Origin of the sequence: Paenibacillus sp. DMB20 (assembly GCF_000987955.1) — a bacterium.
Classification (GTDB): Bacteria; Bacillota; Bacilli; order Paenibacillales; family Paenibacillaceae; genus Paenibacillus_AQ.
Genome location: NZ_LAZU01000029.1, coordinates 1 through 25,087, shown reverse-complemented (window position 1 = coordinate 25,087; position 25,087 = coordinate 1). Strand labels below are relative to the sequence as shown.

Sequence of the window (25,087 nt, the reverse complement as noted above, 5' to 3'; positions counted from 1 at the left end):
TTATTCCTCCAGTTTTCTCCGATACAATCGGGATGGTCGATGTCCCGCATTTTCGGTGTAATGATCGGTCTCCGCCACGAGATCAGCCACCTTGCGCCGGAAGGCGCCTTCAATAGCTCTTTATCCATAATGACCTCATAAACCTGCTGCAGTTCCGTCAAGGTAAAAAGCTTTGGCATTAAGTGCAGCGCAATATCGGTATAATTCACTTTTCCCCGCAGCCGCTCGATCGCGCATGCTATAATCTTCGCATGGTCGAAGGCCAACCCGTTATTTGATACGATCTTATATTCCGTGCTGGTCGATGTCGTCTTCACGGTCAACGTCCTCGCCACGACCGCCGAAAGCTCCTCTTCACTGTTTAGTTTGAGTTCATACTCCAGCGTCTTGACGTATCCGTCCTCCATCAGCTCTTTCTGCTCCCGCAGCAGCCGATAGGAGACCTTGAACCAGGCGGCGTCGGCCGCATCGTCTCCCGCCTTAAGCTCCAACTTGTCGCTGTTGATCAGAGCCATGTAGCTGCAGCTCATCACCCAGGTTCGGGGGTCTCGCCCGATATCACTGAACGTATACAACTGCTCCAAATAAACGTCGTCCACGCCGGTTTCCTCGCGCAGTTCCCTTACCGCGGCCTGCTCAGTCGTCTCGCTCTGCTGGACAAAGCCGCCAGGCAGCGCCCATTTCCCCAGGAAGGGGTGACCTCCCCGGCGGATGAGCAGGATGCGGAGCTCCTTTTCCGGTAATTTGCGATAACTGTCAGCTTCCTCATCCGTAACCGTGAAGATCACCATATCAGCTGCCACCGAAGGCCGCTCGTAATCTCCTGCCCGGTACTGCTCCAAAAATTCGCGTTCCGTAAGTCCGTTCCGATCCAACAAATCCAATGGGGGCGCCTCCTTGTTTTTTGATCCTACATTAGCTCCTTGCCTACATCTCATTCTAACCGTTCAGCTCCCCGAAATAGTTTCGATAGGGCTCGAACTTTGCCAGCACCTCGTCTACACTTCGCATACGTTCCTCCAGGCTCCCCCGCAGCGTAATGTAGGGAATTCGCCGCTCCTTCAAATCCGCGATAATCTGTTTATGAAAAACATGCCGCTTCTGATCCCCGCTCCGATCCCACGTATCGTCGTAAGGAATATCGTCGTCGCACAAGAAGAACAGATCGTACCGCTGCGCATTCTCCAGAGCAATCCGGGTCAATAGCTCCGGGGCCCGGCCGTGGTAATCCAAGGCGAACATATACGTCGTAATCGCATTGGTATCAACGAACAGAAATCGGTTCGCTGCAAGCAAAGCCTGTTCTTCACGCTCGATATGACCCACTGCGATTTCATCGAACGCTTCCAGGCCGATTCTGCGGTCCACCTGATGCTCGGTCCAATAATCGCGTCCGTATTCGCTCGCGTAGGTCGTGTTATACCGCCGTGCCAGCGCTTCGGTGATCGTCGATTTACCTGTCGACATCGCCCCAACAAATACCACCTTCGTAATTAAGTCCCGGTACACGATATCGCTTATGAACTCCCTGTACTTATATGGATCGGAACGGATCATCGTTGCAGAGATCGGAACCCGCTCGCGGGCTTCATCGACCCGACGGTCGACCGAGCCCAAAGCGAGACTCATATGCCTGCCGTAAAACTCGCTCGAGTAAAAATGCGTTACTTGCTCGCCGTTCAGTAAACGGAGGATATACTGTTCTTCCCGAATCTCATGCTCTCTGTCATCCGAATACCCGTCCGGTCCGTCCCAAGCTTCGATGACCCGGACTGCCGGGTATAGTCGTCGAATCCAATTCGCCCGGATATGAAGCGGGATCGGAGTGACCATCGTCTCGTAAATGACCACGATTAATTCATCGACCTCTTGCAGCGCCGTTTCGATCATGAACTGATGCCCTTTATGCAGCGGGGCAAACTTCCCCAGCGTTAATCCGAGCGTTTTCATGCCGCCACCTCCTTGGCCCCTTTGTTCCAATTGTAATAGCCGTATACCGCATTGACCAGATATGCGCTCCACATGACGATCATCAGCATGCCTTCGCTGCTGCCCTCCAGCAATCGAATCGCCCACAGCAGCACCGTAAACAAATTCAACACAATATAGACCAGCCATTGTTCCTTGAATCTGCGGACCATTAAGAAGGTGGCCATAACAGACAGCACCGTCGTAGTCGCATCGATGTAAGGCGAGTTCTGTCCCGGGATGAACGAAAGCCATATCCCAGCAGCAAACAGCCTAATACACAGACCGCCCCAACAAGAAGCAGACCTCCAAGCTCCATTTGACGCATGATCAGCTTGCCGTCTTGGCGGTTATTTTTCCACATGTAGAAGCCAATGACGTTCATCGGAACGAAGAATAGCAGATTCAGCATGACCTCTCCAAACAACCCGTTAATATAGGCGAGATAAGCGTAACCAACGGTATTGTACATGCCGAAAACATAGCTCATCAGGTTGCCCTTCGCAGCAAGCACCACGCATAGCACCCCGGTAATAAAAACGGTAAATCCGAATAAAGAGTCCTTTGAAATCACCGTAAACCCGACAGCGATCGAGATAAACAGCGCCAACCAAGCGATTTCGAACAGGTTCCATCCACTCGCAACCTTCTTCACATTGCATCCCTCCGCTTTCTCCACTTATTTATAGAACGAAAACACATAATTAAACTTAGTATCAATTTGTTAATAACATTTTGTTACTATCAAAATAACAGAAAAGCCTGCGCAGGGCAAGTGAAATCTCCCCATTATCCCAGACTTGATCTTTCACCTACCTGTTCACGTTTTGCCATTGTCTGTTCATCTCCTTAGATTTTTCTGCATGCAAAAAAAGCTCACTCCATCTTCAACAAGTGGAATAAGCCTTCTAAGTGTGGATTCAAGTTTATTTTTTAAGTGTGATTAGGTTTTTAAGAAAAATGCACCCTCGTGAGGTGCTTAAGCTGACACTGGGTTAAAGCATGCGTGCCGAAAGGAATGATTCCGTTCAATGTAAGTGTAAGGCTATCACAACAATAGCTCCATGGCTGCGCGTTCTTTATCCGCAATCTCGAGCAACAGCTTAGACGCATGTACGAGCTCTTGGTGCTCACCTGTTCTTCCTGCATGGTCGATTGAAGCAGAGACGCTAACCCACATTGGAGCGATCTCTGTAAACATACAGTGGGCTTGTTCGATCCTCGGGTCCTCCAGCCGATCAACACATTCTCTCAAATAATCCCTATACAGATTCCGAAATAAAGCGCCCCCGGTTCCCGCCCGCTCCATTAGCATTGCGGTAAGACATAAATCATGTTCGAAATTGTTGCTGCGAGAAGGCCACTTCAAGATTTCATTGCTCATTTTAACAATGCCTTTATTGCCAACATTCCGAATGGGCGGGTTCAGATAGTCATGCGCATTCATGGTCAAGGATTCGCGTATAGCAGAAACAAGCGGAAGCAATGCGTCGTTTGGCTCGATCGTAAAGGAACGATTCCGGGAGCTCATGGGTCCCTTTGCATTTCTGGCAGCGGCCAAGCTTGTCAAACGTGTCTTCACAAGTCCACCCTGTTGTCTGGTGTCCGCCATGTAGGCGTATTCGTCATCTATACCGTAAAGTACCGCATAGTGACCGGCGAAGTGCACTTTGTTCTTAAAATAATCCAAGTAATAGGCATCTAATTTAAGCCCAACCGGTATGCCGTGTTCGATGCTGCTTCGGACGTTCTGCCACGCCTTATCGACGGACGAGGTTTCTTGATATCTGACGTTAAAGCCGAGTCGTTCGGCGAGATAAGCGGTCAGTTTATCCGGTTTTACCCTTCCTCCGATGAAGGGGAAGTCCATTCCCTTCGAATCCCAGTATATGAATCCAAGCCCTTGCCCGAGTCCGAACAACATCGGCTCAGACAGGCGGACTCCCGCATATTGCATTAAATTGCCCATGGCGGTTGTCTCGCAATGGTCGCCTTCATAAGGAATGAAACCTTCAATAAATTTGACCATGTCTGCTTGCCTCCTCCAATAATTCATGTATTAAACGGCTAACGAACGCTTGCTCGCTCTCGATTAAGCTGAATGGATGCAAGAACAACGCCCTTACGTTCAGCGGCAAGCTAGCTCCGCCTTGTGATTCGTACTTCTGTCTTATTTTTATCGAGGCTTGTTCAAGAAAATCCAGTCGTTTCCGTAAAGCAATGACGGCCTCTTCCTTCCCGATATGGGGCAAAGCGGCCAAACCGAGATCGAAGCGGTTGTCACGTTCCCGTGTAGACGACAGACTATCAAGAATTTCATTTTTCAGCTTACGCATACCCACTTCGGTGAGGGCAAACCGGGTCGGCGTTGGTCCCTTGCCGGATTTCTCGTCGGGTGTCTCAGGTGAGATCCATCCTTTATCGCTAAGTTTCTTCAATCCTGCATATATCGAAGTTGTACCGATATTCGCCCATTCTTTATAACCTCGCTGCTCGACTAACTTCATAATATCGTATCCGGAAGCTTGACGATGTTCCGCGATCATTTGCAGGAGCATGAATTCGACATTCGATAATGTATGCATAGAGAGACTCCTTATCTTAAGTATTTCATATATGTAATATAACACTGGTGTAATAAAAATTCAATAACCGAATCTGCTAGAAAACTACAGCTTGAGAATGTTCAAATCAGGAACTGACGAACTTCCGAATGGACGGGTCTTAAGGCGGCACTTGAGCTCGCGGCATCGACCGATATCATGCCGATTTTTTTGTACCCAGGTGATCAACACCGGAAAGCAGTTTGCCGTCGTATGACGCTGACGCGACGGCGTTGCTGTTGCAACGTGTACTTGAATTCCTCAGGCGGTTAAATGACTGAGAGCAAACTCCTGTATGCAGGAAGTCAATTAAGCTAACGGAGAACGTTAGTTCAACAAAACAGCGGCGAATGAAGCTTTATTTTATAGCCTTTATTCGCCGGACTAATATCACTATCGTCTTAATCTGCTGATATAACTACAATCAAGCACAATTTCTTTTCTTATGGTGTGTACCATCACTTGTGGTACGGTTCTCCGCGCTGTCTGTAACGGCAAGTTTTAGGGCCATCCTTTTGCGGGATGGCCCTTTCTTTTTCTCGCTTTGTTCAACTATCGTGTCCCGTTAGTTCAATAACATCCACAGAATTATAGCATGGTAAGAACTAACGTATCACAATAATAGCTGCAATAGAAAGAGTGGATATGGGAGACTACAAAAAATAGTTTACAGACTCTGTTTCAGTCCTTTCTTTAAAATGAGAAAGAGCAACCAGTTTTTTAGACAAGTCACTCTTTAAATTATTAATTAATCTATCTTTTTGTTTGTTAAATTAGTTCTCCACTCATTCGTTGGTGTAAGATAACTAATTATTCTTTCATCGATTAAATTCACAAGTTTATTCTCATATGTTTTTCTATAAGGTTTAATAAGTTCTTCTTTTAGCCAACTTTCCTTTGTTCCTTCCCAGATTTCAAAAAGAGTAACCTCATTTGAATTATCAATATCATCTGAAAGAACGGCACTTACAAAAGCTGGTTCATGTTCCATCGCTCTCATATTAGCAGATAATAGTTCTTTGAATTCTTCCTTTTTTTCACTTTTAATTTTAAATCTTATTATAGAGTATTACGTTTTCTTTATTATTACTCATAAATATCCTTCAACTTAATAAGTTTAGACTTATTATCTAAGTAATCATATCATGTTGTAGGCATTGAAACCATGATATTGAATATGTTTTTCATTTAATGTAATGTTGATCTTTTTAGTTATTCTGCTCGTTACTTCAATGCGAAAGGGAGCAGCTGCCCATAGCGGTCTGCTCCCTGATTATTTGAACTATCGTGTTCCGTTAGTTGAATTACACCCAGGCTTTTGGTCAGTACCCAAGTCTTAAATACGCTGCTCTCTCGTCCAATTAATGCAGAAACACAGAGGCTCATCAGCGCTCATCGTGTATACATAATATAATCATCATTCTAACTCATCGCTGTTAGCAACACGGCAATCGTATTATACACCCCGTGAACGATCATCCCAGGCACTACCGATCCCGTCCGCTCATATGTCCATGCAAGCACAACTCCACTAACAATACTCACAGGCATAACATTCAATGTAGGAAAATGTGCAGCACTAAAGATCAGCGAGCTAATCACAATTGCCCACCTCATACCAACACGTGTCCGCAGCCAGCGATATATAAATCCACGGTAAAATATCTCTTCATAGAAAGGCGACACGATCCCTGCTGATACAATACCTATAAGAACAGTAAATAAAGTGACATTTTGCTGCAGACTCTCTGTTTTGCTATTATCCACCGTATTTCCAAGAAAACTTGTGAGATAAAATGCCATCACACTAAGTACGAAGAGAACCATTGTCCAGAGTGGAATCTTCCACCAATCTTTAGCAGGAAACCTCTTTACTCCTACATCTGTCCAGGACAGCTTCTTCGGCCGTAAGGCAACTAAATATAATCCCAGCAAAAGTGTAATCGCGATCGTAAGCCCTGTAAGAGTCCCTGAATAAAGCGTATTACCCAACCATTTTTCATACATTGACTGTACCGCGTATTTGATAACGAACATCACGAATATAAATTCAAGCGCGAGTAAAGCAGTTAGTTCACGCCATGTCCACGTGTCCATCTTCTTCCAGATTTCTGTCCTATTCATACTTAATCCCTCAACTCTCTGTGTTATAATTCAACTATAATAGGTTACGTTACGTTACCTTCAAGCATTATTTTCAGGAGGATCTAACATGAATAGGTGGACAACAGGACAAGTATCCAAACAGCGGAACATTTCAGTCCGTACATTGCGTTATTATGATCAGATAGGCCTTCTTACGCCGAGTTATAAGGAAGATAACGGTCGCCGCTATTATTCAGAGGAAGATTTATTCACTCTCGAAAAGATAACGTTGCTTAAATCACTATCACTACCGCTTGAAGACATTCAAAATGTAATGGACATGCTATCTTTTCGTCATATTCTAATCGCACATCATAATCATCTTCAGAAGCAGCTCACTTCTCTTCAGGGCAGTATTGCAAATACTACGTCTTTGATCAACATGATAGATCTAGAAGGTACACTCTCCTGGGATCGGGTTTCTCATCTGGTCCATAACATACAACCCATTTCTAAACAGTGGATGGATTACTTCAACGATGACGAAAGTGCATTTCTACAGAATGCACTACCCAAGCTCAGCAGTAATGACCAGACCACTCAGCAATATGTCTCTTTGCTGCGCCGGATTGAGTGGTGCATACAGCAATCTGTTCCACCTGAATCTGATGAAGGTTATAACATTGCCTGCGAGTTAATGAAGCTATCACACGAAACCTTTAATGGAGACGAGAAATTGATGGAGAAGTTTTGGGAAGTGAGGAAGCTCCCTACGTTAGAGTCAGGACTATATCCCCTATCCGACGAAGTGCTGAACTTTGTGGAGATTAGCATTGCTCACGCTCTAGAAAAAGAGACGGAACAGAAATAGGAGAATGAGGAATTTTTATTGAAATCATCAGTACAACCGGGGCGTTGATGGTTATATCATACAGACCATAGTGAAGCAGATAGCCGTACAGCAAGGCCAAAAGCTTCGAGGCATTGAACTGGAATTCGACGAGACGCTCAGACAATGTCTGGTCGTCGCGGCCCCTTCCACCGACAAGGTGGACGGGGCTTTTTCTTTGTCCAGACGCAAGTACCCCTCACCCTTTACGATCGTGATCTAGAGCCTCTCCCTTTCTGCAAAGCGAAAGTACCGTCAGAAGCGCGTTCGCTGCCAGCATCGACACTTCTGACACTTTTCTTTCCCAGCCTCGGAGACTCTCCTCCGTCCACGAAGCCCTCTTCCCTCCGTGGGATGTGACGAGGATGCTTCACTCAAAAAGCGATAGCCCCATGTACCTTTTCAGCGTTACCATAGCCCGAAACCCACACACATATATACAAATCCATGCCCCGTAAGGAATTCCGCAAAAAAACTTGCCCCTACTTATGATACGGTTCACCGTATCATCTATAATGCGAAATCGAAGAGCTTTATCGACCAAAATAATTAACTTGTGGACATAAATGAAAATGAGTCCGGTATAATTACCGGACTCATTTCATATGACTGCCCAATACATATGATGTCTGGCTATTTAGGGTCACTTCACAAATGGAGCAGCCTCTATATCATTAAGGTTTCGACACTGATACTAAAAGCTCGTTATCCCCAGAGATGACCGTCAGTTCAGGCGGTAGGATTAGGTCTTTCACGAAGCGTGTATCTCCGATTTCCATCGCGCTGATGTCCAGCTCAACCGTAGATGGCAGGTCTTTCGGGAAAGCCTCTACTTCAACATACGGGTCCTGGATTTGCACAACTCCGCCCGACTTCGTTCCGATCGGAGTACCTACGAATTTCACCCCGAGCTTCGTACGTATGATCTCACCCGTCTGAACGAGCTGAAAGTCAACATGCACAAGCGCGCCGGTTACCGGGTTCCGCTGAAGATCCTCCAGCAGCACCGTCATTGATCGGTCACCTTCCATCTCTAGCTCAATAAAGCCAGATGCCCCTTGTTTTAGCCATTTTTCAAATTGTTTGGTGGAAATATGAATGATTTCGTTATCTGCGTTTTTACCGAACACAACCCCTGGCAAACGCCCCTTCTGACGCAAATTGCGTAGTCCCGAAGAATTTAATCGTGGACGTCTTTCTGTATGAATGCATGCAGCCATGCTCTACCTCTCCTTTACATGAGTGATCTTAGCGCTGTAACAGCAGCCGTCGAATCTCCCTGAACGGGGATCAATAGAGAAACATAGCATCCAGACCTCCATCCTTTCAGATAGATAGCAATACATTAAATGTAAAAACCCCGCAAATACAGACGAAGGCACCCCACTCCGAGGAGTGGAATGCCTATGGGTTTCATCTACCATATCATAGATTGGTGGATATTGATATAAAGTTTTGGATTGAATATGTCTATACCAGAAACAGCCTTTGCTGACAATTGTGTTAGCCAAGACTGTCATATCTAATTTCTACTTATCAATCATTCCCGTAGTTTTCGGCATTCTCGTCAGTAAGGACCACGACCTTGAATTAGTTACTGTTTGTTAGAAATGACTCTATCAAGAAACTTATCTGCGTCACTATTAAATTTCCGACCAAGGAGTATTGGATAACGGCATCACAACATGGCCGCCAACAGGCGACAATTTTAGAGTCATTACATAAGTAGCAGTCTTTTCGGGTAAATGTAGATATCATTTTAAGAAGCTAGTCGGCCAATTCCGCTAGCACCTTGCCAAGTCGATCAAGCTGCTGTTCATTAGCTTCTACGCAGATGGGCTTAGCTTGTTCAAACTCCTCTTTTTTCTTGAAAAGTTGTCGGAAGGTGACCTTGGTGCGGCCATCGAAGCCCTCGAAGGTAGCCGTCACCCGAAATTCGTGAACGTTTAGATGATCAATCACGACCCGCTCCATCGGCACGAACTCAACAAAGACATTATGGTTAGGATAATCCACACCATCCGGTCCGTGCATGGTGAACTTCCACGTACCTCCCGGCCTCATATCGCACTCGTGAAACGTATTCTTGAAGCCTTTCGGCCCCCACCACTTTGCTAATAAACCAGGGGTTGTCCATGCCCGAAACACAAGCTCCCGCGGGACATCGTACTCGCGCGAAGCCATAAGTTCATTTTCACCTATGGTCATGTTCCTACCTCCCCTTCTACTACCTTGCCCAGTGTGTCCAACATGATGTTTGTTCCGTGTTCCCGTGTTTCTGGCGTATCATGTCCGTCAAAGAATGCACCTTGTTCTGTGAAAATCAACTTCGTACCGCCCTCCACCTTGATAAGCTCGACCGTTGTGATCGAGACGGAGATGCGTACGCCGCCCGAATCCAGCGTGTACGTATAGACAATGCGCTGCTCTGGAACAAGCTCCTGGTAGCTGGCGTCGAAGGTAAAGATCGGCCCTTCCGGCGGCCCGCCGCTGCTGTACTCGCGCCCGCCAACCTGGAAATCGAAGATCTCCGGCTTCGAAAACCACTTGGCTTTAGCAATCGGGTCGGCCCATGCTTGATAAACCCGCTCCGGTGGAGCGGCATAATTCCGTTCTACGACGAAGGTTCCATGCTTGACGAATCGTTCGTTCATTCATTTTCCTCCTTATGTTTCGGAATTCCGTTCTCTTCGGCAAGAAAATCTCCCAACAGGTCCAAATGTCGCTCCCAACTCGTTTGCCGCTCAATGACCGGTTTCTCAAATTTTATCTTCATCGCCTGCAGAAGGCTCGTGAAATCTTCAACCCTTAATTCCGCCTTGCCCTGCATAAGCTTGGATACATATCTTAGCTGCTCCAATAGTTTCTGCTGCAGTTTAATCTGTTCTTTGATTTGGTCTATCTGCAGTTCCACGATCTCAAGCGGACTGATCTGCCCGCCATTTAAGGCCGATTTAATCTCCTCGAGAGATAATCCCAGCTCCTTAAGCGATAATATCTGGTGCAAACGCGACAAGTCCAATTCATTGTACAGCCGATGGCCGGATTCCGTTTGTCCCGACGGAGAGAACAACCCGATTTGATCATAAAACCGCAAGGTTCGTACGGTAAGCCCCGTCAGCTTGGCGAGATCCCCGACCTTCCAATGTCTCTTCATGAACCATCTCCACTCTTTGGCGCTAGCTATGTACCGGTAGCTCTATTGTAAAACATTACGTTACGTAAGGTTCAAGCGAAATCGTGACGCTCTGCCAGAATTTTTTTACGCCCTAATCTTGAACACAAGCTATTGGTCCAAACTTATGACAGCGACATGAAACGCTACTGCCAAGCCCGCAGCGAGAACACCCGCCACGACGGCTGGTCGCGCAAGCACATCGACTTGCTAAAGATGATATTCCCTCTCGGTGGCATGACCGAGTACATGCGCATCAAGGGCTTGAATGTAACCTGAGGGGACAGAGGCATGGGCATTTCGGAACCATTTCGCCCTACTTGTGATACGGTTCAGTTTAACGGGTCTATCGGCGAAAAACGGGTAGGAGGCTGCCCATTAACCCCCTACCCGATTAATCTAGTTGTACGGATAAAGCTCCATCTTTAAAACCCGCAGCGATTCCCACGGGAAATCGCCCAGACCCGAGCTGTCTGCCGTAACCCCTGCCTTCTCCCAAGCATCATAATGGCGGCTGTCGTTCGATTCTCCGCGAATGGTCATCGCACCGGATGTATCCACGCAATACATCCCGTACTCTTGAGCCGCTTTTGCTATTGTCTTTTTCCATTCGGGCCAATCGGGATAGGTCGTATCGATGTTGATGGAAGGATCCAACTGAAGCAGTGCACCTTCCGGGATAGAGTATGGATTCGAATCTCTGCCGTCCCCTTGGAGGGCCGGTGCGGAATACCAGCCTTTTCGGGTCCGCGGGCTTGTGAATGTTATGGCGTGCTCGATCCGTCCTTGAGCGATTTCTTCCGGCCGGATGATACCGGCCATGGCAGCCCATCCTGCAGCCACGCCTGATATACCTGACTCAACATGATTAGGTTCCGCGTTCAGATCTACAATACCGCGGCTTCCTGCTTTCCATGTATTATTGGAATAATCGAAAACCGCCAGCCAGGTATCGACTTCCTTGTTAATGGACGGGTTAAGGATGACCAAATGATGGTCCGTGCCCGATGTTGTCCTGGCATATCTGGGAATTCGCGCTTTTATCGTTTCGCTTCCTCCGTAATAGTAGTACGGAATCGTATATTCCTCGCTTACCGGGTTCGCATAAGCAAGGGAAATGCCGTAACCGTCATAAGTCAGATGAGCTTTTCTTTTTTCCGGGACAATGGCGTATTGGATCATAGCCGCAGAATCGGGATCGATTTGCGGATTTTCTCCTATTGGCCGGTTGAATCTGCTCGTATCAGAAAAAAGTCTCGGAAACATTTCCGTCTGGTTCGGGGTCGTGACCGATGCCGTCCAGCTGGCGATATATTGGTTGGAAGCATCCAAAAACTGAACGACATACTGATAGGAAGTTGATTTCCAAAGCAAATAATCCGTATATTCCGTTCCGCCAATAGATGGAAATTCATCGATAAGTACGCCGTTTCGCTTTATTCTAACCTTAAAAGCATTTGCAGGAGGGACCCAGGACAAGTGGGCCGAATAAGAATTAGGTGACGTAATCGTCAGAGCCCCAGCCGTAGGTAAAGGTTCCGCTGTCGGCTTCGCGTTGTAAACCTCAAAACTGTATAAACCGTAATATCCCCAATCGACGCCGGCTTCCGAGCAGTTCACTTTAATAAATCGCGCTGATCCTGCCACAAGCAAATCTTCGATATTACCTTTCCCTGCAGCCGTGTTGTAAATCATACGCCAATTCTTCCCGTCATTCGACGTTTGAATAGTGTAAACTTTTGCGTAAGGCACATCCCAGCGAAGAATGAGGCGGTTGAAGTTTTTGATGGCGCCTAAATCGACATAAATCCATTCCGGCCCGGTTGTACTGCTTGTCCACAACGTTTCGGCCGCATCGCTGTCGAAAGCATAACTGGCATCTCCCGATGAGGCAACACCCCGTCTGCCAAGCGCGAGGTTGTCGAGATTCTTATAGATTGGAACTGTGCCGGGCCCCTGATAAACTTCAAACTCCGACAGTGAATACCCGTTCGCGGATCCGCTGGTTATACCTTGAAATAAAATATAGCGCGCCGACTGCGATGAAAAGAGCAATATATCGTTCCCGCCGATTCCTTCTCTTTTTTGATAAACGGTTGTCCAGCTGATATTATCGTTGCTCACTTTGATGTCGTAATCTTTTCCGTAGGCTTCCATCCACTTGATGACGATGGTATTGAACGAAACCGGGGAACCAAGATCGATCTTCCACCATTGTTCATGGCTGTTTTGAGAAGCCCAATACGTTGCCGCATCGCCATCCGCCGCCTTGTTTGCTTCAAATCCTGGCTGTCGGATGGAGGAGGCATCCGAAGGCTTGTACAGGGCGAGGTTCGCTTGTGCTGCAAGAACGGTTTCGCTTTGTAGAAACGCTAAATTAGGGATAAGCAGCAGCGAGATAACAAGCCATTTCAGGTAAAACCATTTCTTCATGAGCACGATCCGCCCTTCCTTCGTAAGAGTCAGTTGATTTGCATACGGTGAAAGTTAACGACTACATCTCTTTTTCGATCCGCTTCATGAACTCTTCAACGGCGCTGTAGCCGAGCTGCTTGAGATACCAATTATTCGCCGCTGCTTCGATCAAACCGGCTACGTCGCGTCCCGGCTGAAGCTGGATTTCCATATGCGGTATTTGAACGCCGAGATATTCCGTGAACTGCGGTACTACCTCCAGCTCATTGTTCAGGGAATTTTCCTGCCACGGTGACAGCTCAATGTCGAGCACAATTCGCGTCTCGTCCTGAAATGCCCTGCGCCCATATTGGCGTACGACATTGATCAGTCCGACGCTGCGCAGGGCGAGGAACTCGCGTGTGGTCTCATTATGTGTTCCGAGAAGCGTCGATGGGCCCAACTTCTTAAGCACCACAATATCGTCCGCCACAAATCGGTGGCCTCTTCTGATGAGCGTATGAGCTGTCTCGCTTTTGCCAATACCGGATTTGCCCCTGAGCAGGATGCCTATGCCGGAGACATTAACGCATACTCCATGGATAGACACCTCCGGCGCCAAGACTTTCACCAGATAGCTGTCCAGCTTGGCGATAAACTCCGTTGTCGTCTCAGGCGTCCGCAGCAGCGGTATGCCTTCCTGATTGCAGAACTGGGTCAGATAGGGAATCTCCTGCTGTCCTGATGTCACAATAAAACACGGCGGATGATATTTGACAATATTTCCGATATGCAGCTTGCGCTCCTCTACAGTAAGCGTCAATAAATAGGTAATCTCCTTACGTCCGAGTATTTGCACCCGCTCCATGGGAAAAAAATCAAAATATCCAACAAACTCCAACCCCGGTCTGTGCGTTCGTGGACGTGTAATCACGCGATCCATTCGGCTGGCTCCCGCAAGCACTTCCAATGGGAACGCTTCTGTAAGGCTTTTAACAGTGATCGTCTTCATGCGGCTCTCCTCCTGCGACAGGGCGTACCCGAATACGCCTAATATTCAGCACTTCGGTTTTTCGGATATATTCCACGACCGATCGGTACATTCCTGCTAGAGGGTCAACATGCAGCCTTGCTTCGATCCAATAATAGAAGAAATTAAGCTTCGCGAAGCAGCACGGGAGAACGCCATAGTAGCCGTCTCCTTGAGTTTATCCCGGAGGAGCAGCATGCGGAAGTTATTAAGCGGATGGAGCAAGTGATTCGAGACACGTAAGCAACTTATAACAGCTCATCTGCGATCATTTTTGCCTTTTCCGCAAGCTCCTTCATATCATCGGCCGGAACAAGCTCGGCTAAATCGTAAGCCAGCGGATTACGGGAAAACTTGTACAATTCATCCCGAAGCAGGTTTCTTTTTTCTTCGGAGGCATCAATATAAAGTTTGCACGGCTGCCTAACCTCATCCAAATCATGCAAATCGACATAGCCTGATTTAAGAGACTCCAACACAATGGCTGAAAGATCGATTAGAGCTGAGCAGGCAATATCAAGTTCTGCTCGAAACGTGCCGTTAGCATTTTTTATATCAAATCCAATACTTCCGCCGTTTTTCAAGTCTCCCTCGGAAAGCAGAACATCGAAACCCAAGTCCTTTAAAATCTGATTGAGCGTCACAGCCGTTGAGTCCAATTGTTCCAAATAGTCTATTAACGCCAGCGAATCATCGGAACCGCCAATTAAATCTCCCCACCATTTGCTTATGTACATGTTCTTCTCCCACTTTCTTTTAGCAATTGTAATTTTCCAAATGGTTAATGTAGGCTTCAAACTTTTTAGAATATGATATAAAGAGTCATCTACGGACATGTCCCTCTGCATTGTCATCCCAAAGCAAGCGCTCTTCGCAGTAGACAGGAGAACTACATCACCTAAATGATTTCACTTCTAAGGTTCCAGGACTCTTCTGCCATTTTAAGTAGTTCCTGAGTGACTGACAACAGATGACTTGATTTGTCGTTCTGATTCATTCTCTCGTCTTCTTGTAAGATACTAAGAAGCTTATCAATAACCATGATAAACCTAAGCGACGCAGTTGCAGTAAAACCGAAACGAGCAAGTTTGGAATTTCCGTCCCACCCCACATCTCTAAGTCCTTGCATATAGCTTAGAAATAACATTTCCTTATATTCTGCTACCTTGTTAACTGGGACTTTCTTCTTTAATAACGCATATCCAAACATTCGACCCAGCTCTTCTCCAACACCTGAAATGCTTGCAAACTGCCAATCGATCGCTATTAATGAATCGTTGCCATTTAATTGCTCTAAAAAAATGTTATCCCAGTGTACGTCTTGATGGGCAAATACACGGGGCAGTAATTCTAATGTCTCCAGCAAGTTATTTACCCGGGTTCTATTGTTATGATAGAGGACCCACATAGGGCCCTTACCATTACACTCATTCAAATATGAATCCCAAGTAACTTTTTGCTCCTCGATGGGTTTGGCATAAGCAGTACAAACTTCTACCCAAGAACGCATCCAATTTTGGCATAAAAAGGCCTCAGACGGGAGTAGAGTTCCTGTTATGTAAGCCCCGTTATATTTTCCAAGTAAGTAGGATATTTTACGCATGTGCGTGATGGACCAGTCACTCTGAATAGATTCAATAGCTATATCCTCGAGCCAGATCCAAACACTTCCATCAGGACACTCTTCTACCGCATGGCATATAGGCGCCCTTATACCCGGCGGTAGCTGATTCAGTATTCCTGAATGGTAAACCAAAGCTTCGCGTTTCCAGTAATAGTAGTGATCGACTTGATTTCGGATAGAATCGGGTTTTAATGTTTTGAGTATCAGGGCATAATTCTGCTTTCGATTATGGTCAAGAACTGTACAAGATACCCTGTAGACCGAACTTTCTTCCTTGTTTTTTCCAAGTGGGCTGCAATTCCAGGATAATAACTGTAAACATTCTGAAGGTTCAATTCGCTGTAATAGTGACTGTATGTAAGCAGGATCAATCTTGATTTCTTTTCCTGTTTTTGCAGTTGTCATCATTATTTAACCTCTGATTCCTTCTGGATAATTGCGATATACCTCCCGTTTAGCTTTAAACCGGTTCAAGCAATTTTTGGGACTCATATCATATTCGTGACCTAGTACCAAGACCCCTTTTTGAGGGACTTTTTCTTTTTCAGGAGGTATGTGGTTTGTGAATCAACTCTCATAGGTCGTAACAGACCTATTTTGTCATAGTGTCTTAATGTCTTCGTTGATATGCCTTTAATTTTCGATAGTTCACCTATTTTTAGCATTATACTCCCCCAGAAAAGTTTATAGATCAAGCTTAAATCTTATCCTAAGGTTAAAGTCAAATGTCTTTTGAAAAAGTTGTATCTAGTAATTCTCCAAATAACTTGCCGTCACTTGTGGTACGGTTCTCCGCACTGTCTGTAACTGCAAGTTTAAAGGCCATCCTTTGCAGGACGGCCTTCCATGCTTGTTATATTTACGGTTCGCACCGGTATTCCTGTCGTTTCTTCCTTTGTTCTCCGTCAGGTTCCGATTTGTGTGTCTGATTGATTTGCGGCTCCTGGTCAAGAACCGCGAATTTCCGCGATGATGGAGCTGAGAAACTTTTGCTGTTCAACGCTCGCTTTTTCACATATTCCCCATATCAACTGATTTTCATGCTCGGTCAAATCTCGATTGAGCGTCGAACGAATTCGTTGCTTTAAGTTGAAATATTCGCCTCTTTCTTCCACCACCCGAAAATAATGCCCATCAGGATCATAAAAGGTGAAATAGCCGAATTCATTAGTAAATACAGGTTCATTATCAATACGGGCGCCTGCTTGTTTAATCCGTTCATGCAAAGCAAGCAAATCATTCGTTAACATTTCAACCATAGTCACATGCCTCGCGCTGTTTGTGATCCAGAATGAATGCGGAAATACGAACTTCAAATGAGTGATATCTTCCGGCTTGGTTTCCATCAAAAATATACCTGGACCGTTTCCATTTTTCAATGAAACGTGTGCTTCTCCAAATGAATAATCTGCCGAATTCAATTCATAGCCCAACACATTGCAGTAAAAATCTACCGACTTTTTCAAATCCGTAACTGGAAATCTCATGCAACAGTAACCGCTCACATCCGCATTATTCGTTTTTTTGCTCAGCATATGCTACATTCTCCTTTTTAAATTGTATTTTTACGGAGGACTAACGTGAATACGGAAATGAATAAAAAAATATGCTTTAATAAAGCGCCGGAAGAGGGTAGCTGACACAAACCTGCCTTACAAAACATCCTACTTGTTATTCATAACAAGCTTATATTTCTTAAAAATCCAAGAGTTAATCATGTCATTCATCGCATTTTTGCTTATACGAACAGGTGGTTTTTGCTCTTGCAAAACATCTGCTGCATGTGCCAAAAAACGAAGCGGCTTTGTGATTTTCTTGATATCGTTCCCTACTTCATCAAAAAACGCATAAGTTAACGGCTGATGTTCCCGAATATCCTCATAAATATAATACTTCCCTTTTTCATCCTCCAAATCAATTTGAAAACCTTTGGGAAATGATAGCATTACATATGGCAATTCGTCTTCTGCCCATTGTTGGTGATAGGGAAAGCTGATACTTTCATTTCTTACAAAAAAACCAGAGTTTCCATTTCCTATAGTAAGAGAAATAGAATATACAAAGAAAGGGTGGTAATCGGGCTTTTCTTGTACTGTAAAATACTGGTAAAATGTTTTATAAGCCTCATACACCTGATTTTGATCATGTTTTGTCTGGGCATAATTAGTACAACTAAATTGTGCTTGTTTCTGCTCAAAGAGTTTCAAAACACTTTTAAATTCTTCTGGCGTTATGAAGAATTTAAGTTTATAGAATCCGCTGTGTTTCAATCTATCCATCTATCTCACCGCCAAATATAAACTCATTCTACACTATCAAAGTTTAGCAACAGCACATCTAAGAAGTCTGATACCTATTCCACACGTCCAACACATTCTCCTGGGTTCTCCACAACAAAATTTTTCCGCCGATACTTGTGATACGGTTCAGCTTAATGGGGCGCTATCGACGAAAAATACGAAAGGAGCTGCCGATTTCAAAGTGGTCGGTGCGGACTTTAGAAAACTTCTGATACTACGAAGATGAAGTAGGCGCGTTTGGTTCCAAAAATGCGGTAATGTGAATAGGCAAGTCAAAGGCCCCTTACCAATAGGGGCTTTTTGCGTTATGCGTGGTATGGGCGAGAAAATCTTCCCATACTTTGTAAAAAAATTGCCGTTACTTATGGTATGGTTCTTCGCGCTGTCTGTAACGGCAAGTTTTAGGGCCATCCACTGTGGATGGCCCTTCTTTAGTTTCACTTGATTCAACTATCGTGCCCGTTGGCTTAATCATTACCGAATTCGGGACTTTCCAACTAGACTCGGGCCGATGACGTGTTCAGTGCACGGCGCCGCGGACGAGAGCCCTTAGATCCTCCTCGGCCATCTGGTCGCCTTTGCGGAAGTCGACGGCCCACACTCAGGGTTCTTTGAAAAGCTAAACATTAAAAAATAGTTGGTACCAAGCCTCCATCCATTCGAATTGGGGATCCTTTAAATGCGGATGCATAAGGGCTACATACAAATGCAGCCAGTCTGCCTATTTCACTCGGTTTGATAAATCGTTGGATTTCAGACTGAGGCAGGTTCGTTAACATAAAGTTCCTCTCTTTTTCTGAAAACGTCATATCTTCGTTGGAATATATCCCCTCAATAATTTGCTGCACATTTTCAGAAAGCGTGGGGCCTGGCATGATTGTATTGACTGTAACTTCGGTTCCTTTTGTTAATTTGGATAAACTTTTGGATAAGGATAATAGCATGGATTTGGTTATGCAGTACTGCGGCATTAGTCCCGAAGGCATCACTGCTTCTTCGCTCGCGATAAAGATAATCCGACCATAATCATTCTTCAGCATTTTGGGTAGATAAAATTTGCACAATCCATTTGCAGCAAGCACATTGGTACGGAAATAGGTTTCCCATACTTCGTCACTAACATCGTTATATTGCATAATCTCATACTTGCCCATATTGTTAACCAGGATATCGACATCAGGAAATTTTACAAACAACGCTTCTCTTTGTTGAATATCCATAAGATCAGCAGCCGCATTCTGAGGGGAGGTAGCCGGGAAATCGGATTTGATTTGGTTTACGGTTCGGTCAACCTCTTCGTAGTTCCGGCCATTGATAAGTACGTTGACACCTTCTCTAGCAAGTTCAATTGCAATCGCCTTGCCTATGCCTTTCGTTGATCCTGTAACTAACGCTGTTTTATTCTTTAATTCCATATCCATCGGACATTTCCCCTCTCAAAACATTCCCATTCTTTTGTGCTCCGGGTAGTGATTATATTACCTTGTCTGTACGGTTCAGTAACTAGTACACTGCGCCAAAATTCTTGTATAACACGCCAAACAAAAAAACAAGTAACATACTAACTCACTATGGAATGGGCATGGGTGGGTAAGGGAATAAGGGGATTTATTGATCAATCGTAGGCATGCTTAACCGCCCTTCAGAAAGCGAAGTTGCACCTAAATTTTGATTACGCCAATTGGTAGGAGTATCGCCTTCCCAAATGCGAAAAGCGCGGTAAAACGAGTTCTGATCTTCATATCCAATCAAGAAAGCCACTTCCTTAATATCAAGCGAGGAGTTCGCCAAGTACGCTAGTGCCTGCTCATGTCTGGCTTGTGTCAACAAATTCTTGAAGGTAGTGTTCTCGTCAGAAAGCCTGCGCTGCAAGGTACGATCGCTCATCCCCAGCTCTTTCGCAACAGAATGAATGTCGGGGCATCCACCTGTGAGGCTGCGTTTCATGATCCATTTCACCATCTCCGTAACGGAGCGATTCCGCTGATGTCCATCCAACGATTGGTCTAAAGCAGGGGTCAAGATCTCCAGCAGCTCTTTGTTGTATGAGGCAAAAGAGCAGTCCAGATCTCTTCGATGCAGCGTCAACCGGTTATATGGGGCTTCAAGCCGGATCGGGCAGCCGAAGTATGCTTCAAGGACCTGCACATCACCTATAGGGTGCATAAATTCGACCGATTGTGCCGTCACATGTTGACCTGTACCCCGGCGCCCCAGTTCTACAAGAAAAGCCAGTGTAATGCCAACCAGTATTGGCGGACCGGGATGCTCGGCGTGCAACCATTCCATTTCAATGGTACATAGTTCTCCCTCTTCCTTGATGCTTAAGCTTTCGGGGGGACACAGAATTTTGTACCGAGCCATTCGGTGTAGAGCATCTTGGTAATCACGAGCATGGTAAGTTGCTAAGACAGATGGTGGGTACTTCGCTGTTTCAAATATACTCACAAGCTGGACGATAGCTTTTGCAGTATCACCAACAAGATCGGCATAAGCCTGCCAAATCGCGAAATATTGCGTGGTTGTGACTACCGATTCATTGACAATGGCAAGCGGAAGTCTTGCCCTACGTGCTACGTCGTGGGCCGCAATCCCTAAATGACGTAGGCTTGCCCAAAATCCTAAGGGCATCTTAATACGGTCAGAGGCATGGGATTTCATAACATTTGTTCCTCCTTAAGCTGCCTCAACATTCCTGCTATATCACTACTTTAAACAGAATTCTATGCGGCACAAGCTTTCTTGCCTGTCCTCCTCCATCAAAAAACTTACAGCTATTTGTGATCGGTTCGCCTTAACGGGGCTATCGGCGAAAAATAAGAAGGAGCATGTCGCGGCGTGACAGCTCCTAGAAATCCAATTAATAACGTAAACCATATTCTTTTTTCGCCGTCCTCTTAACTTGCGCTCTACATTGTAAATGTGCTAAGTAAAGACGGCCATACGGAAATTTTCTCACGGCAGGATGGACATAAGGTTTCCCCCGCTAAATAATGCAGATGCCCAGCCAATGTTTGCTCTCCGATCGCTGCCGCCCGCTCCGCTAGTGCGCGTACTTCTTCATCTGCAAATGACGCTGCCGGAACGATTAGATGTGATTCCTGGCCAGTGTGAAAAACGGGATCATGTTCATAGACTTGAAGGATTCCTGCATGATCTTCATTAGGCCATATGAACACATCTTCCCCGCAGGCCGGACACACGGCCACATACTCATCACCGCTACTAAACGTCATCAACATGTTGGCAGGGATATATGAGCCCCGATAAGCAGCATCCGCAACAAGAATGTAACGCTTCTCTATCTCATCTATGGAATGTTGGGCTGTATAGGCGAATACTTCATTTGTAAGCACCCTGAGCTTGCCGATTGCCTCTACATATTCACGATACAATTCCGTACAAACGGAGCTGCCTACATCCTCAGCTAGTTCAGCCCAGGATGCTGGGAATGGCGCCTCATCTCGCCCATCGCGGCTTGCCTCGATGATACCGCAATTGATAAACAGTTCTTTACGCACTTCCGCATCCGAAGTGGAGCATGCTAGCTGTGCCAAAAACGGCATCGCCGCATAGGTAGCCGTATATATCGTGTTTTGATGGAACAAATACTCCTGAAAGAGTTCGTCAAAAACCTCCTGGCTATATTCCTGCATCAGCTGCTGCAATAACACAGGTACGTTGTCTGCAGAACTGTACGGTCCTGTCAGCTTTCCCCATACGTCGCTATTCCACTTAAGCAAGCTTTCCCTCCGTTCCTAATTGCCAATTTCTACCCTTTTCTACTTATTGTATCACATAAAAAACACTGGAATCAGTGCCCAACATCCTAACTCTCCAATGTCACTTAAGGATACTTCTCGGCTTAACGGACCTTACAACCGACTGCGTCAGCCCTCTTTCTCTACAAAATGCCGCCCCACGGAGTAATATTCATCCTTATTCACGGCATCGTCCAGCCACTTCATCAGCTTCACCCCGTCCTGTTCGGCTTTATAGAAATGATTTAATGGGGAGAGTGTATGTGGTGTCCTGCCTGTCTTCTCGTTAAGACCGTAATCAGTGATGTAATAATAGTAGCCTGGCAATACTTCAGTTAGCTCTCCGGCAGATTGCAGCATGCGGGCCGACCAGCGATGCACATATTCGCCATCGTCCGAAACGTCACCATTCAGATCCTTTTCAAAGTCGAACAGCAGCTCATCATAAAGCGTATTGGACTGCAAAAGCACCGCATTGTCCGGGAGCAGCTTGCGGTTCGCCGCGAATACGGACGAAATCAAATCGCCGTGGACTTCATAACCAAAGGTTGCTGCAAAGTCGGCCTTCCATTCGTTATCGATAATATCCGGCCAGCGGTCGGCATTTAGGTAGGAGCCGTCCGAATATTGATAAATGCGGGCATCCGGGTAGCGTTTCGCAATCTCAGGCGCCCAGAAAGCAGCTCCGAATCCTCCGGCGCTTTCTCCCGCAATGAGGATCTTTTCCGGCACAGCGAAATGGTTTGCAATCCATTCCAATGCTGCGCGCGTATTGGCTTGACCGTTGTAACGCATTGTAAACCGCTTGCCTTTAGCGTCCGTATATTCCTTGGATGCATTCCCGATATGCAGATCACCAGTAGAATAAGGGATATATACAATATTCCAATCCTTGAACGGATTGTCAGGGTTATTATTTTTCAACAGGCCGTCAAGCGTACTTACTTTAAAGAATGGAATGTTCGGAAAGTAATATTTGATCTCACCGCTCTTCATTACATTACTCAGACTGATCGGCTGCGCGGCAGTCACCGCATCCCAGGCGACACCGCCCCCAGAAAAATAAATGATCAATTTATCCTCAGCAGCTGCTCCCTTATTGGCAAGTAAATAGTATTCCGAACCGTCGGCAGAAATTACTTGTGCATCCTGGTCAAACTTGATTTTATTCCAGACATAGCGTTCCGCAGCAGCCCATTTATCCGGTTCAGCAGGCTTTTCAAGTATGAAGAAATAAACATAACCCGCCAAAATACCCAAAATAAGTGTAATTCCGCCTATCGCAGTCAGGAGAATCTTGTTGATTCTTTTCACTGTTTTCTTTTTTGCCACACAAAGACCGTCCTTTCAACCATAAAGTAGTCCACAAGTTTTTCAAATAAAAATAGACGGTATTCACTACCGTCTGCAACGTACTGTCCTCGGTCATCTCAATCAATAATATCAGGCTGGCGATAAGTCAAAACGTGGAGCTAAAGTAGCTATTTTTCTCTCCGCCCTCCTTCCAACCATAATATATCCCCCAGATCAGAGCGTAAAGTGCTTACTGTTTTGCTACTTGCCTTTTTTTACTGATCATGGCTATATTTTTTCTCGAGCATTGGACAAGAACTTATATCCTTAAATCAAAAAGTCCGCTGGTTATGCGGACTTTTATGCTACAAATCTATTTATTCTTCAATTCAATTTTAAATACATCACCCGCCTTCCCACCAAAGACGATCATCCCACCTTCAGGCAGTACTACCGAATGATTGTTAGTCACCTTTGAGAAGTTCACAACCATTCCATTCTTGTCGTAAACGGCAAATCCCCCACTTGCCGGAGTCTTAACGCTCATGACTCGATTGGCTAATTTTTCATCAATTTTATACCATTTCGCCTGACCACTCGATGGTATGATGATGCTTAATGAATCCTTCCCATCATAAAGGATTGGAATAGCGTCTTCATTGATATAGGAGAATCCATCAATTTTTAAATACTCTGTATGTCCTTCTTTATAAAAGTTGAAGGTATTCAGGGACGATTCTGCCGTCTAGAAATCATAATATCCTTTTTCTCCAATCCCAATGGTCCAGAAATGGTTCGCCTTTTTCCAATCTTCCTCCAGCCATTCTTTGTTGTCTTCATAGGTCCCGGCGGCTTTCATCTCTTCAATGGTTTTGGACAGATCAGTCGGTGTTGCGTCACGGTAAATGCCGACGCTAATGTCCAGAAAAGAGTAACCATACGCCGCCTCGGAATCGTCTATACTACCGTTGTTTTTGTTCGTTAGCAGAGCGACCAGTTCCTCTCCCGGTAGTTCAAAGACGCGATAACCGTCGAGTATCGGAATTATTTTCTCGCAAAACGGACCATAGATACATTCCAGAAATGCAACCTTCCCCTCTCCGTTGAAATCCACCCGAAGTTCCAGTTCGTCGTAAAACCATTGCGCCCCATACGTCCGCGGCGGGGCGCCAAGCAATTGCTCGACCTCGTGGGTACTTTGCCCAAATGCGAGGAAACCAATCCCCGTGATGTCGATTCCCTTCAGCGGCTCCAAATGCAACGTCCTCATCTTTGCCTCCCTGATTCAAATATTTGTGTCATCACTGTTCGGCAGCTGTGCTGGTAAACCCCATTAAAGGATTTTAAAATAAAACGTGAAGCTTTTCTACAAAGAAAAGCCCCTCAGATATATATTAATCTATATGTATCTAACTCACTTGATGAAAATTAGATATGCGAAACCTCATTAAATTTGAATTTGATATTCCCGTGCATTTCCCCAAAATCCTCAATTTCTTTCGCCGTTTGCGTCCCGATCAAAATATCGGCCATCATGCCGTTGGAACGGAACCAGCCTAGTCTGCGTTCCCGTTCGTTATAGAAAAGAGCGCAAAACGGATGGTAATACGTGTCCAATGCCCGGAATGAACTGCTAAATTGTTGTTCCGCAAGCTTTCTCGCTTGCAACGAAGAAACCAACTCGCCCTTTAATCGACCTTTGGCGGAATGCTTCATGTGGCTGATGGCAAAGATCGCCGCAGTAATCATGACGTTTTCACAAAAAGATTCCATATTGGGTTCGCAGTACCATGCTTCATCGTCCATGAACATAATTTGTCTTTTGACCGCTGATAACGCAAAGGGATCTTTTTTTCTCATCCGATAGACGATATTTCCGTCCGAAACATGGATTTCGTCAATCGGCAAGTAGCGGTCTTTCTTTTTCGAATTTCCGTCGGTCGTCAGCAGTGGATCGTTGCCGGC

Annotated in this window: 26 protein-coding genes and 2 pseudogenes; 2 read left to right on the top strand and 26 right to left on the bottom strand. The window is 45.6% G+C overall.

Annotated elements, in window-relative coordinates; genetic code table 11:
* The 8 genes and pseudogenes from XI25_RS14385 to XI25_RS14355 all read right to left on the bottom strand — a co-directional run bounded on the left by XI25_RS14385 (nucleotide 1) and on the right by XI25_RS14355 (nucleotide 6,695).
* Nucleotides 1-884: pseudogene (locus XI25_RS14385) on the bottom strand (NUDIX domain-containing protein).
* 55 nt (nucleotides 885-939) lie between these two features.
* Complete coding sequence (locus XI25_RS14380) at nucleotides 940-1,950, bottom strand: AAA family ATPase (RefSeq protein WP_046679206.1); 1,011 nt, start codon at nucleotides 1,948-1,950, stop codon at nucleotides 940-942.
* On the bottom strand, nucleotides 1,947-2,225 hold the full coding sequence (gene pnuC / locus XI25_RS35815) for a nicotinamide riboside transporter PnuC (RefSeq protein ID WP_268794518.1): 279 nt from the start codon (nucleotides 2,223-2,225) through the stop codon (nucleotides 1,947-1,949). Before pnuC (XI25_RS35815) ends, XI25_RS14380 begins: the two co-directional genes overlap by 4 nt.
* Entirely contained in the window at nucleotides 2,141-2,623 is a 483-nt protein-coding gene (pnuC, locus tag XI25_RS35810) for a nicotinamide riboside transporter PnuC (protein ID WP_268794515.1), read from the bottom strand. The genes pnuC (XI25_RS35815) and pnuC (XI25_RS35810) overlap by 85 nt, the downstream gene beginning before the upstream one ends.
* A 393-nt stretch (nucleotides 2,624-3,016) precedes the next feature.
* Complete coding sequence (locus XI25_RS14370) at nucleotides 3,017-3,997, bottom strand: BtrH N-terminal domain-containing protein (protein ID WP_046679205.1); 981 nt, start codon at nucleotides 3,995-3,997, stop codon at nucleotides 3,017-3,019.
* A complete protein-coding gene (locus tag XI25_RS14365) occupies nucleotides 3,981-4,553 on the bottom strand; it encodes a PadR family transcriptional regulator (protein ID WP_046679204.1) in 573 nt (190 codons plus the stop codon). Before XI25_RS14365 ends, XI25_RS14370 begins: the two co-directional genes overlap by 17 nt.
* Before the next feature lie 766 nt (nucleotides 4,554-5,319).
* Nucleotides 5,320-5,619: an antibiotic biosynthesis monooxygenase gene (locus tag XI25_RS14360; protein WP_235439892.1), complete on the bottom strand. Its 300-nt coding sequence runs from the start codon at nucleotides 5,617-5,619 to the stop codon at nucleotides 5,320-5,322.
* Nucleotides 5,620-5,993: 374 nt separating this feature from the next.
* A complete protein-coding gene (locus XI25_RS14355) occupies nucleotides 5,994-6,695 on the bottom strand; it encodes a CPBP family intramembrane glutamic endopeptidase (RefSeq protein WP_046679203.1) in 702 nt (233 codons plus the stop codon).
* 88 nt (nucleotides 6,696-6,783) lie between these two features.
* Here XI25_RS14355 and XI25_RS14350 point away from each other — a divergent pair, with 88 nt between their 5' ends.
* Complete coding sequence (locus tag XI25_RS14350; protein WP_046679202.1) at nucleotides 6,784-7,527, top strand: MerR family transcriptional regulator; 744 nt, start codon at nucleotides 6,784-6,786, stop codon at nucleotides 7,525-7,527.
* A 70-nt stretch (nucleotides 7,528-7,597) separates the two neighbouring features.
* Nucleotides 7,598-7,768 carry a hypothetical protein gene (locus tag XI25_RS33375; RefSeq protein WP_160308919.1) on the top strand — a complete coding sequence of 57 codons (171 nt, stop codon included), beginning with the start codon at nucleotides 7,598-7,600 and terminating at the stop codon, nucleotides 7,766-7,768.
* A 451-nt stretch (nucleotides 7,769-8,219) separates the two neighbouring features.
* On the opposite strand, the gene XI25_RS14345 is transcribed toward XI25_RS33375, so the two are convergent.
* The 18 genes and pseudogenes from XI25_RS14345 to XI25_RS33370 all read right to left on the bottom strand — a co-directional run.
* On the bottom strand, nucleotides 8,220-8,765 hold the full coding sequence (locus XI25_RS14345) for a 50S ribosomal protein L25 (RefSeq protein WP_046679201.1): 546 nt from the start codon (nucleotides 8,763-8,765) through the stop codon (nucleotides 8,220-8,222).
* 547 nt (nucleotides 8,766-9,312) lie between these two features.
* Entirely contained in the window at nucleotides 9,313-9,753 is a 441-nt protein-coding gene (locus XI25_RS14340; protein ID WP_046679200.1) for an SRPBCC family protein, read from the bottom strand.
* A complete protein-coding gene (locus XI25_RS14335) occupies nucleotides 9,750-10,199 on the bottom strand; it encodes an SRPBCC family protein (protein WP_046679199.1) in 450 nt (149 codons plus the stop codon). The genes XI25_RS14340 and XI25_RS14335 overlap by 4 nt, the downstream gene beginning before the upstream one ends.
* The gene (locus XI25_RS14330) at nucleotides 10,196-10,702 is read right to left on the bottom strand and encodes a MerR family transcriptional regulator (protein ID WP_046679198.1); all 507 of its coding nucleotides are present in this window, start codon (nucleotides 10,700-10,702) and stop codon (nucleotides 10,196-10,198) included. Before XI25_RS14330 ends, XI25_RS14335 begins: the two co-directional genes overlap by 4 nt.
* Before the next feature lie 417 nt (nucleotides 10,703-11,119).
* Nucleotides 11,120-13,153 (bottom strand): discoidin domain-containing protein, encoded by a 2,034-nt coding sequence (locus XI25_RS14325; RefSeq protein WP_152669135.1) that lies wholly within the window; start codon nucleotides 13,151-13,153, stop codon nucleotides 11,120-11,122.
* Nucleotides 13,154-13,214: 61 nt separating this feature from the next.
* Complete coding sequence (gene hprK / locus XI25_RS14320; protein WP_046679196.1) at nucleotides 13,215-14,126, bottom strand: HPr(Ser) kinase/phosphatase; 912 nt, start codon at nucleotides 14,124-14,126, stop codon at nucleotides 13,215-13,217.
* 266 nt (nucleotides 14,127-14,392) lie between these two features.
* Nucleotides 14,393-14,881: an imm68 putative immunity domain-containing protein gene (locus XI25_RS14315; protein ID WP_046679195.1), complete on the bottom strand. Its 489-nt coding sequence runs from the start codon at nucleotides 14,879-14,881 to the stop codon at nucleotides 14,393-14,395.
* A 161-nt stretch (nucleotides 14,882-15,042) separates the two neighbouring features.
* Nucleotides 15,043-16,176, bottom strand: a complete 1,134-nt coding sequence (locus XI25_RS14310; protein ID WP_046679194.1) for a hypothetical protein — start codon at nucleotides 16,174-16,176, stop codon at nucleotides 15,043-15,045.
* Between the two features lie 98 nt (nucleotides 16,177-16,274).
* A complete protein-coding gene (locus tag XI25_RS32175) occupies nucleotides 16,275-16,433 on the bottom strand; it encodes a MerR family DNA-binding transcriptional regulator (RefSeq protein ID WP_082112367.1) in 159 nt (52 codons plus the stop codon).
* A 282-nt stretch (nucleotides 16,434-16,715) separates the two neighbouring features.
* Entirely contained in the window at nucleotides 16,716-17,303 is a 588-nt protein-coding gene (locus XI25_RS14305) for a VOC family protein (protein ID WP_046679193.1), read from the bottom strand.
* A 129-nt stretch (nucleotides 17,304-17,432) separates the two neighbouring features.
* Nucleotides 17,433-18,047 carry a hypothetical protein gene (locus XI25_RS14300; protein ID WP_046679192.1) on the bottom strand — a complete coding sequence of 205 codons (615 nt, stop codon included), beginning with the start codon at nucleotides 18,045-18,047 and terminating at the stop codon, nucleotides 17,433-17,435.
* A gap of 647 nt (nucleotides 18,048-18,694) precedes the next feature.
* Nucleotides 18,695-19,489: an SDR family NAD(P)-dependent oxidoreductase gene (locus XI25_RS14295; protein WP_046679191.1), complete on the bottom strand. Its 795-nt coding sequence runs from the start codon at nucleotides 19,487-19,489 to the stop codon at nucleotides 18,695-18,697.
* 187 nt (nucleotides 19,490-19,676) lie between these two features.
* Complete coding sequence (locus XI25_RS14290; protein ID WP_046679190.1) at nucleotides 19,677-20,729, bottom strand: helix-turn-helix transcriptional regulator; 1,053 nt, start codon at nucleotides 20,727-20,729, stop codon at nucleotides 19,677-19,679.
* Nucleotides 20,730-20,977: 248 nt separating this feature from the next.
* Nucleotides 20,978-21,811, bottom strand: coding sequence for a hypothetical protein (locus tag XI25_RS14285; RefSeq protein WP_046679189.1), 834 nt, complete (start codon nucleotides 21,809-21,811; stop codon nucleotides 20,978-20,980).
* A gap of 147 nt (nucleotides 21,812-21,958) precedes the next feature.
* Entirely contained in the window at nucleotides 21,959-23,161 is a 1,203-nt protein-coding gene (locus XI25_RS14280) for a pectin acetylesterase-family hydrolase (RefSeq protein ID WP_046679188.1), read from the bottom strand.
* Nucleotides 23,162-23,495: 334 nt separating this feature from the next.
* Nucleotides 23,496-23,840: pseudogene (locus XI25_RS34665) on the bottom strand (serine hydrolase); the annotation flags it as partial.
* A 27-nt stretch (nucleotides 23,841-23,867) separates the two neighbouring features.
* Nucleotides 23,868-24,392, bottom strand: coding sequence for a hypothetical protein (locus XI25_RS14275; protein ID WP_046679187.1), 525 nt, complete (start codon nucleotides 24,390-24,392; stop codon nucleotides 23,868-23,870).
* Between the two features lie 158 nt (nucleotides 24,393-24,550).
* A partial coding sequence (locus XI25_RS33370) for a hypothetical protein (protein ID WP_046679186.1) occupies nucleotides 24,551-25,087 on the bottom strand: 537 nt, incomplete at its 5' end.

Bases quoted from the DNA above. Each gene is read 5' to 3' on its own strand.
- XI25_RS14380 (WP_046679206.1), bottom strand. From the start codon at position 1,950: ATGAAAACGCTCGGATTAACGCTGGGGAAGTTTGCCCCGCTGCATAAA.
- XI25_RS14370 (WP_046679205.1), bottom strand. From the start codon at position 3,997: ATGGTCAAATTTATTGAAGGTTTCATTCCTTATGAAGGCGACCATTGC.
- XI25_RS14365 (WP_046679204.1), bottom strand. From the start codon at position 4,553: ATGCATACATTATCGAATGTCGAATTCATGCTCCTGCAAATGATCGCG.
- XI25_RS14355 (WP_046679203.1), bottom strand. From the start codon at position 6,695: ATGAATAGGACAGAAATCTGGAAGAAGATGGACACGTGGACATGGCGT.
- XI25_RS14350 (WP_046679202.1), top strand. From the start codon at position 6,784: ATGAATAGGTGGACAACAGGACAAGTATCCAAACAGCGGAACATTTCA.
- XI25_RS14345 (WP_046679201.1), bottom strand. From the start codon at position 8,765: ATGGCTGCATGCATTCATACAGAAAGACGTCCACGATTAAATTCTTCG.
- XI25_RS14340 (WP_046679200.1), bottom strand. From the start codon at position 9,753: ATGACCATAGGTGAAAATGAACTTATGGCTTCGCGCGAGTACGATGTC.
- XI25_RS14335 (WP_046679199.1), bottom strand. From the start codon at position 10,199: ATGAACGAACGATTCGTCAAGCATGGAACCTTCGTCGTAGAACGGAAT.
- XI25_RS14330 (WP_046679198.1), bottom strand. From the start codon at position 10,702: ATGAAGAGACATTGGAAGGTCGGGGATCTCGCCAAGCTGACGGGGCTT.
- XI25_RS14325 (WP_152669135.1), bottom strand. From the start codon at position 13,153: ATGAAGAAATGGTTTTACCTGAAATGGCTTGTTATCTCGCTGCTGCTT.
- hprK (WP_046679196.1), bottom strand. From the start codon at position 14,126: ATGAAGACGATCACTGTTAAAAGCCTTACAGAAGCGTTCCCATTGGAA.
- XI25_RS14315 (WP_046679195.1), bottom strand. From the start codon at position 14,881: ATGTACATAAGCAAATGGTGGGGAGATTTAATTGGCGGTTCCGATGAT.
- XI25_RS14310 (WP_046679194.1), bottom strand. From the start codon at position 16,176: ATGATGACAACTGCAAAAACAGGAAAAGAAATCAAGATTGATCCTGCT.
- XI25_RS32175 (WP_082112367.1), bottom strand. From the start codon at position 16,433: ATGCTAAAAATAGGTGAACTATCGAAAATTAAAGGCATATCAACGAAG.
- XI25_RS14305 (WP_046679193.1), bottom strand. From the start codon at position 17,303: ATGCTGAGCAAAAAAACGAATAATGCGGATGTGAGCGGTTACTGTTGC.
- XI25_RS14300 (WP_046679192.1), bottom strand. From the start codon at position 18,047: ATGGATAGATTGAAACACAGCGGATTCTATAAACTTAAATTCTTCATA.
- XI25_RS14295 (WP_046679191.1), bottom strand. From the start codon at position 19,489: ATGGATATGGAATTAAAGAATAAAACAGCGTTAGTTACAGGATCAACG.
- XI25_RS14290 (WP_046679190.1), bottom strand. From the start codon at position 20,729: ATGAAATCCCATGCCTCTGACCGTATTAAGATGCCCTTAGGATTTTGG.
- XI25_RS14275 (WP_046679187.1), bottom strand. From the start codon at position 24,392: ATGAGGACGTTGCATTTGGAGCCGCTGAAGGGAATCGACATCACGGGG.